The sequence below is a fragment of the Arachidicoccus rhizosphaerae genome, from assembly GCF_900107765.1.
Taxonomy (GTDB): Bacteria; Bacteroidota; Bacteroidia; order Chitinophagales; family Chitinophagaceae; genus Arachidicoccus; species Arachidicoccus rhizosphaerae.
In genome coordinates this window covers 115,233-128,893 of the sequence record NZ_FNQY01000006.1, presented here as the reverse complement: position 1 = coordinate 128,893, position 13,661 = coordinate 115,233, and the positions used below count along the sequence as shown (strand labels likewise).

The 13,661-nt window shown below is 42.3% G+C and carries 10 protein-coding genes and 1 pseudogene; 3 read left to right on the top strand and 8 right to left on the bottom strand.

Annotated elements, in window-relative coordinates:
* Positions 1-28 precede the first annotated feature (28 nt).
* The 5 genes from BLU80_RS06970 to BLU80_RS06945 all read right to left on the bottom strand — a co-directional run bounded on the left by BLU80_RS06970 (position 29) and on the right by BLU80_RS06945 (position 7,751).
* Positions 29-3,340, bottom strand: a complete 3,312-nt coding sequence (locus tag BLU80_RS06970; protein WP_091395624.1) for a SusC/RagA family TonB-linked outer membrane protein — start codon at positions 3,338-3,340, stop codon at positions 29-31.
* A gap of 311 nt (positions 3,341-3,651) precedes the next feature.
* On the bottom strand, positions 3,652-4,854 hold the full coding sequence (locus BLU80_RS06960; protein ID WP_091395617.1) for a FecR family protein: 1,203 nt from the start codon (positions 4,852-4,854) through the stop codon (positions 3,652-3,654).
* Between the two features lie 202 nt (positions 4,855-5,056).
* Complete coding sequence (locus tag BLU80_RS06955) at positions 5,057-5,623, bottom strand: RNA polymerase sigma-70 factor (RefSeq protein ID WP_091395614.1); 567 nt, start codon at positions 5,621-5,623, stop codon at positions 5,057-5,059.
* A 181-nt stretch (positions 5,624-5,804) separates the two neighbouring features.
* Complete coding sequence (locus BLU80_RS06950; RefSeq protein ID WP_091395611.1) at positions 5,805-6,632, bottom strand: PI-PLC domain-containing protein; 828 nt, start codon at positions 6,630-6,632, stop codon at positions 5,805-5,807.
* 102 nt (positions 6,633-6,734) lie between these two features.
* Positions 6,735-7,751 (bottom strand): BT4734/BF3469 family protein, encoded by a 1,017-nt coding sequence (locus BLU80_RS06945; RefSeq protein WP_139188100.1) that lies wholly within the window; start codon positions 7,749-7,751, stop codon positions 6,735-6,737.
* A 326-nt stretch (positions 7,752-8,077) separates the two neighbouring features.
* Here BLU80_RS06945 and BLU80_RS06940 point away from each other — a divergent pair, with 326 nt between their 5' ends.
* Both BLU80_RS06940 and BLU80_RS06935 read left to right on the top strand, forming a co-directional pair.
* Positions 8,078-8,590 carry a rhodanese-like domain-containing protein gene (locus BLU80_RS06940; protein ID WP_244518792.1) on the top strand — a complete coding sequence of 171 codons (513 nt, stop codon included), beginning with the start codon at positions 8,078-8,080 and terminating at the stop codon, positions 8,588-8,590.
* Positions 8,591-8,772: 182 nt separating this feature from the next.
* Positions 8,773-10,638 carry an acyl-CoA thioesterase gene (locus BLU80_RS06935; protein WP_091395606.1) on the top strand — a complete coding sequence of 622 codons (1,866 nt, stop codon included), beginning with the start codon at positions 8,773-8,775 and terminating at the stop codon, positions 10,636-10,638.
* Positions 10,639-10,648: 10 nt separating this feature from the next.
* Here the strand turns inward: BLU80_RS06935 and dinB are convergent, their stop codons facing one another.
* The gene (gene dinB / locus BLU80_RS06930; RefSeq protein ID WP_091395868.1) at positions 10,649-11,776 is read right to left on the bottom strand and encodes a DNA polymerase IV; all 1,128 of its coding nucleotides are present in this window, start codon (positions 11,774-11,776) and stop codon (positions 10,649-10,651) included.
* A 254-nt stretch (positions 11,777-12,030) separates the two neighbouring features.
* Between dinB and BLU80_RS06925 the strand changes: the two genes are divergently transcribed.
* A complete protein-coding gene (locus BLU80_RS06925) occupies positions 12,031-12,402 on the top strand; it encodes a VOC family protein (RefSeq protein WP_211481784.1) in 372 nt (123 codons plus the stop codon).
* Positions 12,403-12,473: 71 nt separating this feature from the next.
* On the opposite strand, the gene BLU80_RS19705 is transcribed toward BLU80_RS06925, so the two are convergent.
* Both BLU80_RS19705 and BLU80_RS19960 read right to left on the bottom strand, forming a co-directional pair.
* Positions 12,474-12,824, bottom strand: a complete 351-nt coding sequence (locus BLU80_RS19705; RefSeq protein ID WP_262482920.1) for a DUF1016 domain-containing protein — start codon at positions 12,822-12,824, stop codon at positions 12,474-12,476.
* Positions 12,822-13,067: pseudogene (locus BLU80_RS19960) on the bottom strand (DUF1016 N-terminal domain-containing protein); the annotation flags it as partial. The pseudogene BLU80_RS19960 and the gene BLU80_RS19705, both read right to left, overlap by 3 nt.
* Positions 13,068-13,661: the final 594 nt, after the last annotated feature.

Below are 13,661 nucleotides of genomic sequence, written 5' to 3'. Positions count from 1 at the left end.
ATTATTTTTTCTTGTTAAGCCAATGACATTAAAAGGTTAGATTCACGCTGATTCCCATATAACGGGTTGCGGGCTGATTGAAAACATCTACTCCGGAAAGTCCGTTGCCGGTTGACATAGTCAGTTCCGGATCAAAAGGCGCCTTTTTGTAGAAGTAGATTAAGTTCCGGCCAATTAAAGAGGCTTTTATACTATGGAAAAAACTGTTTTTATTGTTGATCGGGAAATTATATCCCAAAGAAGCTTCTCTTAAACGGACAACTGTCGCACTGTAAATATAAGCTTCTGAGATACCGGATCTGCTTCCTATGGCTCCGTACCAGGTCTCAGGGTCCACCTTTGAGACCGCGTTGCCAGACCCATCTACCCCATTTACCGCCACATAACCTAAATCCCTGGCATCACCCGTCTGTTTGGATACGCCGTACTGATCCAACAGCATCTGCGTCATGGAAAGCACCTGCCCACCGAAACGACCATCCACCAGCAGGCTTAAAGAGAAGTCCTTATAAGTCAGACTATTGGACCAGCCCAGTTGAAAGGTCGGATTGGGATTACCCAAAAAACCGAATCCATTGCTCTCCGGTCTGTATGGATCACTATCTGTTCCGCTACCGGAGAAAATGATACGGCCCTGATCATCTCTGTTAAAGATTACCCCGGAGATATCTCCATATGAGCCGCCTTTCTGCAAAATAGACTGATAAGAATTGTTGCCGTTTCCGGTTAATATAAACTGATCAATTCCATCTTTGGAATCCAGATCCACAATGGTGTTTTTATTGGTAGATCCGTTAAATCCCGTATTCCAGGTAAAATTCTTATTTCTGATAACATCTCCGTTAATGGTAAACTCAATACCCGTATTCTGGATATTACCTGCATTTACATAACCGGTAGAGATCAACGAAGAAATTGGAGCGTCGATAGGTATGTACTGATTTTTTGTGTTGGTCTTATAATAGGTAACACTCAGATTCAGGCGGTCGTTAAAGAAACGCCAGTCTGTACCAAATTCCAGTGAATTGGTTTTTTCAGGCTTAAGATCCGTGAAGGCGGCCGCCGTATTAAACTGCAGCTGACCGGCCGCATTTTGTGTATTCTGAACCCTTGTCAGGTAAGGAGGAACGGTGTTCCCGACCTGGGCAAAGGTACCTCTGATTTTACCATAATCCACATAGGCTGGCATATGCAGTACCTGAGAGATAATCAGGGACAAACCAACTGAGGGGTAGAAATAGGAAAAGTTTGGCGTGTATGAAAGGTTGGAAGACCAGTCATTTCTGCCCGTAAGCGTTAAGAAAGCCCAGTTATCATAAGATAAATTGGCATTGGCAAAAATGGACTGCAGCTGACTGTGACTGGGCACGGTCTGCATGGTCTTAGCCAGCGTTTTGGTCGTAGTTCCCGCCTGGCTTTCAATGATGTTGCTGGTCGTAAAGAAATCCTGCGTGGACAACTCTCCCGCTATGCTGAGTCCATCCAGCTTCTGGTCCGTAATACTTGCTCCGACAATACCCCCTATTTTAAATTTAGCGGCGTCATTGGGATCGTTGATCGTTAAAATTACGTCACCGTATTTCTGGGTGAAGGTCTGATTACTCAGATTCATATACCCGTTTCCGTTAGCATCAAACACCTTACTGGTACCGGAATAACGGTCATTTTCAAAACGGTCTGTTGTACGGTCCACATTACCTCTTAACTGAATATTCATCCATTTGGTAAAGTCGTACTTAACATTGCCGCTTAAGATGATACGGTTTCTGTTGGCTACGCTTATATCCTTATTTAGGATCCACCATGGATTTTGAATAATATCTTCTATATCAGGCCAGTTTTGTCTGTCCTGTCCGGTTGCGTCTGCATTCAGATATCCTGTCTTATAAGGGGTGATATCCACACCTCTTGGGAACAGATATAATCCTGTTAACGGGTTCAGGTATAAACCTAGAGCGGGGCTATTATTGATTTTTTGATTGACAAACATAAAATTACCATCCACGGTCAGTTTGTCATTTAAAAAATGCCCTGTTTCTCTTAAATTGAAATTGTTGCGGGAAAGCTTATTTCCGGGCTCCGTACCCTTTGCACTTGTATTGGCATAAGAGATATAGGTCTGTGCTTTATCAGAACCGGCGGAGAAACTGACGGAATTGGTCCAGTTGGTGCCATTCTGGTAAAATAAATCCAGATTATCTGTGCCGCCCCCGGAGATCTTATCTCCCCAACTCTGAAACCCGGTTCCGCCTGTAGGGCCATAACTATTTTGAAACTCAGGTTTATAGGCAATATGATCAATAGCGTAGCTGCTGTTTACCTGTATAACCGCATGGCCCGCTTTCCCTTTTTTGGTTGTAATCAGAATAACGCCGTTCTGAGCCTGGCTACCATATAGTGCGGCTGCGGAAGCACCTTCCAACACAGAGATGCTTTCAATATCTTCCGGATTCAGGTTAGAAATACCATCGCCACCGTCTGGGCCGCCGCCAAAAGTCCCGTTTTGCTGTCCGTTGGCATTCGCGGAGTTGGTGATGGGTACCCCATCAATTACATATAAAGGCTGATTGTTCCCATTGGCAGAACGACTACCTCGTAAAATCACTTTAGCGGAACCTCCAACACCGGATGCACTGGGAGAAATGGTAAGACCCGCAACCTTCCCGTTTAAGGAGTTCATCATATTATCGGTTTTCACCGTATTGAGCTGATCGCTGCTCACACTCTGTACATTATAAGATAATGATTTCTGGGTTTGCTTTACCCCGAGCGCCGTTACGACCAGGTCCTGCAAGCCGGAACCCTGGAGTGGCTGCAAGGCGATATCCAGAACCGTCTTACCTTCTACAGCAACTTCCTGGGTCTGATAACCTACATAACTCACGACCAGAACGGCATTATCGGGAACCTCCAGGCTAAAAACACCATTATCATCGCTGATGGCTCCCTTATTGGAACCCTTAATCTGGACACTAACGCCGGACAGCGGCTGACCGGATTCATTTTTTATGGTGCCGGATATTTTTTTGATCTGGGCTTCCTGCATGGTCCGGGAAATAATAATCACCCTGTTATCCAGGATTTTATAATTAAGCCTGGTACCGGCAAAAAGGTTACCAAGCAGATCCTCTAATGGAATATCCTTTTCTTTTAGGTTCACAAGGGTATTTTCAGGCAATTGATTATCACTGTAAAAGAAGCGGCAATTGGCTTTATGCTCAATATCGGACAAAGCCTCTTTAATAGTCGCATTTTTAAATTTGACCGAAATTTTCTGGGAATAAGTTTTAGCCGACACCTGAAGGCAAGTGGCCAATATTAAAAACACGCTGAGCTTCATGTAAAGAATAACTTTTAGATGGGATTTCCCTATAGGATACCCCCTATGAAACGAACATTTTTTCATACTTTCGATAAGTTTTTAATGTTAATTGAAAATGGTGGCCGTCTTTTTAAAGACGCCACAGCCGGCAGTTTCCAGCTGCCAGGTCTGTACGGGGAATGGGTCCAATCATTCCTCGTACTTTTTTACAGATAAAATTTTGGTTGATCAGGGCACGACACCTTGCTGCCACAGTTGCTTTTTCATTTTTTTCAAACAGGTTTACAGGTTAAAAAATGCTCAGGTGCTCTTTTAAGGCTTTTCTTTCGTTAATATATCCGTACTTCGCGGCCCTGAATCTCATATTGGAAAGGCTGAATCATCTGTAATTCCTTAAGTGCCTGGTCCAGACTTTCTTCTTTAAAGATTCCGGTAAATATATAGCGACCCACTTCCGGGTTCGTTATCTTAATCTGTACATCATACCACCTTTCCAGATTGCGGACTAAAGCGGTAAAAGGTTCACCGCTAAAGGCCAGCTGATGCTGCATCCAGGCTGTCTCCATGAGTGTAGAATCACCCTGGGTTTTAATCTGAGGTTTTAAGGTGGTTATATAAACGGCTGCCAGGCCGGCGTTCAGCTTAGCTGCGCCGCCGGAAGCCTTGATTAGCGCCTGAATTGAATCCAGATGCAACGGTTCCTGTCCCGACATCTGCCCTTTTTTAAACTGTCCGTTTTGCAAGGCCCTGGTATTGATAACAATTTTTTCATTGGGCTTTAAGCGGATCATCTGTTCCGGATGATTTTTAGGATAGACTTCTACGGAGCCGTTAATCAGGCTGGTTTCCATATTATCCTCGTCGTCATAGGCTTTGACATTAAAACGCGTACCTAAGTCTTTGATATCCATATACCTGGTATGGATAATAAAAGTCCGGTTCGGGTCGTGCTTAATATCAAAAAATGCCTCTCCTGTGAGGGTGATTTCTTTAATGGGCGCCCCGGCAAAGTATTTATTATAAGAGAGTTCGCTGCCACTGTTCAGCCATACTTTACTGCCATCGGGCAAAGTCACCTGCCTTTGCGCTCCATTGTGGGCAACAATCACGGTATCCCCTTGCTGATTTCCGGTGTCAGGGGCAGACTGAAATTTAAAAACAAGACCTAAGCCTATTAAAATCAGCAATACCGCCGCAGTACCCAGTGCAAAGGATTTCCTTTTATACCATTTAGAAGAAGCCGCTACAAATAACGTATTGCTATCCGGCGTCCGGCTATCAGGTGGCTGCTCATTTTGAGTCTGATCCTCATATCCAAGCCTTTCTTTTTGTTTTTGCCAGAAGGCGGACAGGTCTTCGGAATGATCCATACGAACCTTATCCCAGTAGGATTCCAATTTGGCGTAAGAAGCAAGTGCCTTTTGATTGTCCGGATTGGAACGCAAATCTTCCAATTCCAGTAGCTCTTCATCTGAAAGTGCATCATGCTTTTGTTTGCTAAGCAAGGTCCAGAGTCTAACCGTGTTATCCATCTTTTCTAAAATATAGGTTATAGGAAAGCAGGCCTTCCAACTAATAGACAGTAGTATTTAACAAAACCCCTAAAAGATTATAAAAAAATTTACGGCGGGGTATTAACAAACCTGAAATATATACTTAACTCATTGAATTTAAGTATCCTAATAAGAAAAGTTATCGAAGTATGATATTTGAAAAAAGGCGGTAAGCGCACAGTTAATCCAGCTGCTCATGTAATTTTTTAAAAGCAATGGTCATTTGGTTCTCCACCGTCTTAACGGATATCCCCAACAGCGAAGCCACTTCCTTATATTTGAGCCCGTCTTCCTTAACCAACTGGTAAATCAGTTTACATTTAGCGGGCAAGCCTTCAATGGCCGCCGCTACTTTTTGATTGAGTTCAGCAAACTCAATCAAAGCCTCCGGATCAAGGTCTTTGGATTTTAATTGAGGGGTGCAGTTATCCCAGTCAACCACCTGTTGATCTACATTTTCTGTGAGCCCCAGTTTTTTACTTTTAAGGTAGTTGATGGCCCTGTTTCTGGTACTGGCAAATAAATATAAGCGAAAATCCTCCACTGTACCCAGTTCCCTTCTTTTCTCCCAGATACGGATCAGCACATCAGACACCACTTCTTCGGCCAGCACAATGCTATGAACAATCGATAATGCAAAACGCACCAGATCCGTGAAGACCATATGGAATATAGCTTCATAGGCAGCCAGCCCTTTAGCTCCACCCAATGCATTTTTTTCAAGATCCAATCTTTTTTTATCAATCATTACTGGAAGGTTGCCGAAAATCGGGGGCAAAGTACAAACAAATGTTCTTAAGTAAAAAACATTTCCGTAGTGATCGAGGATAAAAAACCTTATCCCGGTCAGGAAGGCTGAGTATTAAAGCAATAAGTTAGACATATTATCCAATCAACGTCTACACAGATAAAGTGGTCACTACGGTCGGTTAATAGGTTTTATGTAAAAAAACAGCCAGTGCGTCTATTTTATCCGTATTGATATAATCAACGCCAAGCTTTTCCATTGTTTCCCAGGCAGTCTTATTATCCGGCGCATTCCAGAATCTGATTTTTTTCCCGGCGGCATGGGCAGCCTCTACCGTTGATTTCAACTTCCGGTAATCTTCTTTTGAAATCTCCCCTTCACCCTTCCAGGCAGAATAATCAGCAAAATTGTCACTAAGCATGTAGATCCTTTTTTGGGCGTCGGGGCTATAGGATCTGCCGGGGACGCCGTCAAAATAAAACATACCTGTAGCGGCAGCCATTACGGAATCACTGGGAATATTCCCAGTAAAAGTAATCCGCAGGTGTTTGCTTCCTTTAAGGGCTTTATAAGATAAAATAAGCGTTACGGCTTTCTGATATGCCGGGCTGTCCTTTGGATCCTTCAGATCAATTAAAAGTTCCAGATTAGCCTGATGATTTTTATAAGGATAGCCTTTATTCATTTTTAAATTATTAGCCAATGGTGATAAATACATAGCTGCTAATGAGCGGTGTGGGTCAATCTCATTTTTGCCATGTGCCACCAACAGATCTCCATCTACTAAATAAATATCCGCTTCCATAGAACCAAAGCCTGCCTTATAAGCATCGAAAAAAAACCGGGGCTGCTCATAATCATTATGGGAATGTGCATTTTGAACACTATACTGAATTTTTGTTTGCGTACGCTGCGTTGTAGTGGACTGGGCGCTGCTGCAGCCTGTTAAGACTAAAAGGCTCATCAGGCTACTCATTATACATAAACGGAAAAGACCAAAATGACTCATCTTAATAAATTTTATTGCAAACTAAATATCTATATTTTCCCTTACCTCCGAGCAGGGTTATTTTTTTATCATGTTTCTTATATGGCCCATAATAGGGCCCTCTTAGCTGCTTTGCTGTTTAAAGCCGGACTTGGCGGCAAAGAACAACAGAGAACTTAGCTTAATGCGTCCATCTGCATTCTTATAACAATAATGAAACATCTGTTCTGAGCCCTGCCGGTCAAAGCCGGGGCCGTCCATTGCACACAGCATTAAATAATAGGCCAGCCCGACTTTATAAGTAAAGGCTTCTGCTAGTGCATAGGCCACCCTGTACCACTGTTCATAAGACCGCGTTATACTAAGGTTATTTTCCTGCAGATAATCAATGATCTGGCCGACCAGCACCTTCTCTTCCGCTTTATTTTTATATTGCAGTTTTCTTTTATCTTCCTGCAAATCCGGATCCTGTTGAGCGACAGCCCCTTTGTTTTGACCAGAGTGAACATTTGCGGCCGTTTTAAAACTACTCCTTAAATCAATAGCATCCACCACAAAAGGCAAGGTTTGCTGCTTAATCACCAGATCGGCATCACTGGATAAAAAGCAGAGTCTTGTAAGATCACACCCACTTTCATCCAGGCCGAGATTATAATGTTCCCAGAAATAACCGGCCAGCTTCTGGAAGGCTTTTTTGTGGGCAGTGGCAATCTCCTGTTTTTTAACTTCAAATTTATATTCAAGTGCCACCAGTCCTTTAAAGCCCTTCCCCGAGGGACTTAACCAATAGGTAAAAACAAAAGGATCATTTTCTAATACCGCTGCTGTTTGCTCTAACAGACCGGCGTCCAACTTGTCAATATCCAGTACCAAAACATAATTATAGCTGGTAAGATTTTCCGTTTTTCGCTGATGATCAAAACAGCCACAGAAAGTAACTGCCGGCAGTCCGCGCTTATACATGGCAAATGAATCCATGTCCTTCTCCAGCAAAAATTGCCGCACCTGTTCAATCTCAGGTTCCAGCTGACAGCTCTGGATGGTGTTTAATACATCCTCGATTGAGATTTCCTTATCGACGGGCAACCAGATTTTAGGCTGCAGACTCACCTTCAGGTTTAATAAATGTTTTGTTTCCATAGGCTTTTGATAATAAAAGGCAATATTTATAAATAGCGTCTGCCTGTACAAACTTAAGGATTATGTTCCTTAGGAAGGTGATTTATGGTTCTTCTTTCTCTTCACTGGGCAGATCCACGGCAGGCATGCTGAAAGGTTACCGCTTTTACGGTCTGTCAATATAATAAAAATTCACTATACAGCTGTTAAAATTCCCTGATTTAACCAAGGTCTATTTTCAATGTGGTACTTTTACCCTTCGGTTCACGGAGCGCGCTACCAACAATATAGCTGCCTTCTAGTGAGACTGAACAAAATCAAGTACAATTCTAAAATTCAGATCAGAGATGTATATATCCACCGCTAAGTCAGGATGCACTCAGATAGCACTTGGGATGCTACTGCTTCTTATAATGGGATTAAGTTGTCCTACCGGATTATTTGCCCAGCAGTCGTCCCTACAGAAAACTTCAAACGCCGATTCCAAAGCACGAGATCCGTGGAAGGCGCAGGATTTAATGGCCCCTTCAGAGCTGGCACGATTGATTGAATCGGGTTCCAAAAGTGAGCAGCCCATCATCTTAAGTGTGGGTCCGGCGGCTTTAATTAAAGGATCCCGGGATATAGGCCCCGCATCACAAGCAGAAAATCTGGCCCAACTAAAAAAGACGCTGGAGAAATTACCCAAAGACCAGGACATTGTTATTTATTGCGGATGCTGCCCCTTTACGCATTGCCCGAATGTCCGTCCTGCATTTAACTTACTTAAAGAGATGCACTTTACACATGCAAAGTTATTAAATCTGGAACATAATATCCGTACGGACTGGATAGACAAGGGATTTGCGACGCAGCAGTAAGCGGCCAAAACATCCCCTGCTGCTCAATTCAAAATAGCGTACTTTTGCAATGATTAATTGGAAACCACCGTCAAATACTGTGGCCCAAATTAATAAACAACTGATACTCAATAATTTAATATAATTTTTAGTTCAGGTCATCCATATATAAATTTAAAATAATTACCATATGGACATGTTGAATGTCCATCCATACTATGAAATCATCTGCTTCTAAATCCCTTTTTTGGGGAAGCTCTGTAGCACTATCCTGGACCTGGGGACTCGGACTATTCTTTGCGGTACAATTTACTTTTCAGTTTGGCTTAAAAGGGCTACTGTCCTTTGCAATACCCAATGCCATCGGCTTATTTCTGTTTGGAGCCGGAACGGCCCATATAGCCAAAAAGGCTAAACCGGGTCAGTCACTGGAACTGATCTTTCAAAAATGGTCCACCAAGCTGTCTTCCGTATTTTTATTTTATCAGTTTATCGCCTTATCGCTGACCATATTTGCGTTAACCAGATATTTATTCCAGGCACTGGATCTGGCCAACTCCTTATTACTGCTTTTACTGGTCGTTATTGCCCTTTTGGCGATTGCCTTTTTACTGGGTGAGCAGTTCGGGATTACCAAGATAAAATACAGTCACGCATTTTTCTATGGCGTATTGATTATTCTGGGTATTTATATCTGGGTCACCAAAGACACGGTAGCTTCCTTGCCCGGCATGGGTAACGCTCCAAAAAACGACCTGAATTTCCTGGGTTATCTGATTCCGGTATGTGTCGGTTTTTTCACCGGTCCCTGGCTGGATTTACAACAATGGCAAAGAGCCATTGAGATGCACAAAGAGAAAACCTCCATTAGGGCAGGATATCTGGTCGGTTCCCTGTTATTTTTCGCCATTCTACTTTTTCATGGCAGCCTGACCCTCTGGGCCATGGAGCAAGGAGCAGGCATTTATGCCAGAAAGGGCATAGATGGAATATTTTATGCGCAGGACATGATCACCCGGCTGCTGACTTCTCAGGGCACCAATCTGACCGGAGTATTACCACTGGCTTACTTTGCATTTCTGATTATCTGTATTATCACGACGCTTGACAGTGGCTATATCGCCGTAAAATGGCATTTACAGCATCATGTCAAAGAAGGCAAGAATATGCTTTATTCCATTTTGCCCAAGAGCCTGCTGACCTCTCCAATCCCCTTATTTGTAGCAGCTGCCATTACGGCGCTCGTGGCTATTGAAGCGAATTTAGAGTTGGAATATTTTATGGTTTTCTTCGCGACCTATTTTGTGAGCTACGCCATTATATTAATCATCAGATCATTAGGCGACAATCCTTTAGAAATCCATCTGGCGAAGACTAAGATTTTCGCGATCAGCTGTTTATCCCTGGTCATTGCAGGACTGGGATATATACATCTGGAACCCATTCTTTTAATAGCAGGCACCTTGATACCGGTGATTGTCGGTGGCTGGCTGGCGACCAGAAAACCCATTGCTGCCATCCAATCCTCCCACCAACCGCTTCAGGATGGTCAGACGGATAGTTTCGAAGATGTCCGGCAAGCAGACTCGCTGGACACGCCCGTCCATTCCGCTGCCGCCACCCAGCTAGCAGGCTCCGACAATATTGCCAGCGAATATGTCCAGGATAAATGGTATGTCCATGCTTTCAGGGCTACCTATGGTGATACCAACTCCGTGGGTAATGTCTATTTTGGGATGTATGCCATGTGGGTAGGGAAAACCAGAGAGCTGTTTTTTAATTACTGTCTGCCTGATTTTGATCTGAAAAAAACCGCCTTTTTAATTTTGACCCGTTCTTTTGAGCATAAATTTGCGTTGGAGGCCAGGGAGTTTGATATTATCAAAGTAAAAATAAAGGTCAAGAACTTTAACCGCAAATTTGCGACCCTGGAACACCGTATTGTGGATCAGAAAGAAAGATTACTCGGCAAAGGATCTCAGTCCCTGCTTTTTGTTAAGGCAGATACCTATGAGCAGATTGACATCCCTTCAGAAGTGCTGGCGGCCTTTACGCCTTTTACAACCTAGCCAATAGGCCTTAAAATAATTTTAGTTGAATGGGTCCGGCATTGCCGGTCCCATTTTTTTGTGCGTCCTGACCATGGCCTGGTTTTCTAGTGTTTGCTGTTTTCTGCCCGGAATCTGTTGGCGGAATATCTGTTTGCAGAAAATTAGATACGCCTATGCCCAGTAGCCGGACACGCTTATCTGTCAGGTCCGTTTTATCCACAATCATAAGGGTCAGGGATTCTAAAAGCGATAGCGAGTCTATAGCACAGTCAATTGATTTACTGCGGGTGATAATAGTAAAGTCATGGAATTTAAACTTCAAGGTCAGTGTCTTTCCTTTAAGCGCGTGCTTTTCTAATCTTTCCAGCAGCCTTTTAGCCAGCACCATCAGTTCCACGAGCATGTCTTGTTTATCTGTCAGATCCTGCTGATAGGTGTCTTCCACACTGATTGATTTTGTCTCCCGGAACGGCTGCACCGGCCGGTCATCCACTCCCCGGACAATGTGATAGTAGAACACACCGACCTTGCCAAAACGGCGCACCAGCTCGGTCTTCTCAAATTTTTTAAGGTCAGCTCCTGTGTGAATCCCCATGGATTTCATACGGGCTGCTGTTACCTTCCCCACCCCGTAGAACTTCTCCACTTTCAGGGACTCCATAAAGGCTTCAATCTTGGAAGGACCTATAAAAGTAAGGCCGTCCGGCTTTTCCAGGTCTGAAGCAATCTTGGCCACAAATTTACTGACCGATACACCGGCCGAAGCCGTCAGCTTCAGCTCTTCTTTAATGGCTTTTTTAATGGCTCCGGCAATTTCTATAGCAGACCCTATGCCTAACTTATCTTCCGTTACATCCAGATAGGCTTCATCCAAAGACAAGGGCTCAATAATATCTGTATACCGGTGGAAAATCTCATGTAGTTTTCTGGAAACGGCTTTGTAAACATCAAAACGAGGATAAACAAAAATAACCTCAGGACATAAACGCACTGCCGTTTTGGAGGACATCGCGGAATGTATCCCGAACTTCCGGGCTTCATAGGAAGCGGTAGCCACAACACCTCCTCTTCCCTCAGGAGAACCTCCGACAACTAGTGGCTTCCCCCGGAGTTCCGGAAAATCCCGCTGTTCTACGGACGCGTAGAACGCATCCATATCAATATGGATTATTTTACGCTGTTTTCCTGAGAGGTCTGAACTGGACAAGGTAATTAAAATGGATGTTTACACGCACCTTTACTAATAGTTTTATATAACACTCATCAAATGTACTATAAATAAAAGCAATTTTTCCGGAGCAGATGTAGAATTTAAATTTTCCGGCTCCCCTTCGCCTTTTAGGGCTAATTTTATTTAAGAATTTAAGGCTCTCTTTATTGGACGCTGTTAAATCATACAAATCAAGCCAGATGATGCAATTAAATGCTCTTTCTACCAGACCCTTTATCGGCGCCAAAGACTACGCCGTCTCCGCTCGTTTTTATGCAGCCATGGGTTTTACTGTAACTCAGATAGGCCCTACATTATCGGTATGTGTGAATCAAAACGTTGTTTTCTATCTCCAGGATTATTATGATAAAGCCTGGATAGAAAATACCATGCTCTTTATTGAAATTGAAGACCTGGATACTTGTCACCGGCAGATTAAAGCGCTTAACCTGCCCAGACAATTTACAGGGACAAGGCTCAGTGAAATCAAAGAAGAAACCTGGGGCAGGGAATTTTTTTTACATGATCCGGCAGGTATTCTTTGGCATTTCGGTCATTTTATAAACACTTAAGGGTGTCAGGCATTGTACTCCTAGGTGAAAATTTAATTGGCCAGGATGCTCAGGAAGAAACGCCCTTGCTTTCAGTTCTTATGTTGTACCCCACATAACAAATCAATAAGCACAAAGCATTTTAATTTATAATGATAAAAGACTAGGTCGACGTAAAAATGGCGGTTAGATAATGTTATTCTATATTGCCTCCCAATAAAAGCGAAGCCCTTTCCCAGTTCAAGCAAAAATGCTTCAAGATTCGAAATTAACTTTTCTTCTAATTCACCTTCAAGGAATGGATATTTTTCAGGAATGCCAGCAAATTCAAATACATAAGGTTGCTTAATTATACCTGAGGGTTGGTTAATTTCAGCACCTTTGTTAGCAATTGCTAATACCCCTTCCTTATCCTTACTCAAAGCAACTCTATGAAATAACATAGATTTCATCTGACGCCTTAACTCTCTAACACTCCAATTCTCTTTTTCACACTGTTTTGTATAAAATTCAATTTCTAAATTATTGTCGGCTTTTAAAATTTCAAAATAATGGCTCCAACTCAATTAGTGAGACACCGTCTCACTAATTGGGAAAGACAAATAAAATTTACGCATATATGTCAAATTGGATCTACTAAATCCTTTCCCATACACCAATCTTAAATCTGCAGAAAGTCTTTCCAGTAATAAACTTCCTATTCGGATTTAACCTTACCACTTTGTTCAAATTCAACAATATGTTGCCCCTATATGCCAATATGTTTGAACTAAAATATTATTTACTGTATAGCCGGCCTTTGACCGACCTTCAATAAATAAATTCCCAATTTGTTGTTTTAAATGATTATACTCCTTCGGCGAATAAAGCTCCTGTCCATTTTCTTTCATATTTATAAAAATAATAAGTAACTAGCTTGATTAAACTCAATTTGAATTCATTAGACCATTAACCAATAGTAAATAAAATACAAAAACAAAGTTAGTGCAGCTGAACTTATTAAATATTAATATTTGTATTGGCAAAAAGCATAACAAAGATTACAAATAAAACACTTTCAATCCATTTAATTACCAAGATAGTGCTTTTCTTTCCTATTTCCCAATACAGTAAATTCAACTATTATAATTATCAATCAATTACAACAAATGAGGTGTAGTATAGGTGTAACACACCAGACAAATAAATTAGTAATAAAAAAAATATGGCACAACAAATAAGCATACAGAACTAACTAACTACCGTCCTTTGTATTTCAAATTTATCTTTGATTCTCCAGT

Excerpts from the sequence above, each read along its gene's own strand:
- BLU80_RS06925 (WP_211481784.1), top strand. The coding sequence starts at position 12,031 with ATGATGCAATTAAATGCTCTTTCTACCAGACCCTTTATCGGCGCCAAA.
- BLU80_RS19705 (WP_262482920.1), bottom strand. The coding sequence starts at position 12,824 with ATGTTATTTCATAGAGTTGCTTTGAGTAAGGATAAGGAAGGGGTATTA.
- BLU80_RS06940 (WP_244518792.1), top strand. The coding sequence starts at position 8,078 with ATGTATATATCCACCGCTAAGTCAGGATGCACTCAGATAGCACTTGGG.
- BLU80_RS06935 (WP_091395606.1), top strand. The coding sequence starts at position 8,773 with ATGTCCATCCATACTATGAAATCATCTGCTTCTAAATCCCTTTTTTGG.
- BLU80_RS06955 (WP_091395614.1), bottom strand. The coding sequence starts at position 5,623 with ATGATTGATAAAAAAAGATTGGATCTTGAAAAAAATGCATTGGGTGGA.
- BLU80_RS06970 (WP_091395624.1), bottom strand. The coding sequence starts at position 3,340 with ATGAAGCTCAGCGTGTTTTTAATATTGGCCACTTGCCTTCAGGTGTCG.
- BLU80_RS06950 (WP_091395611.1), bottom strand. The coding sequence starts at position 6,632 with ATGAGTCATTTTGGTCTTTTCCGTTTATGTATAATGAGTAGCCTGATG.
- BLU80_RS06945 (WP_139188100.1), bottom strand. The coding sequence starts at position 7,751 with ATGGAAACAAAACATTTATTAAACCTGAAGGTGAGTCTGCAGCCTAAA.
- BLU80_RS06960 (WP_091395617.1), bottom strand. The coding sequence starts at position 4,854 with ATGGATAACACGGTTAGACTCTGGACCTTGCTTAGCAAACAAAAGCAT.
- dinB (WP_091395868.1), bottom strand. The coding sequence starts at position 11,776 with ATGGATGCGTTCTACGCGTCCGTAGAACAGCGGGATTTTCCGGAACTC.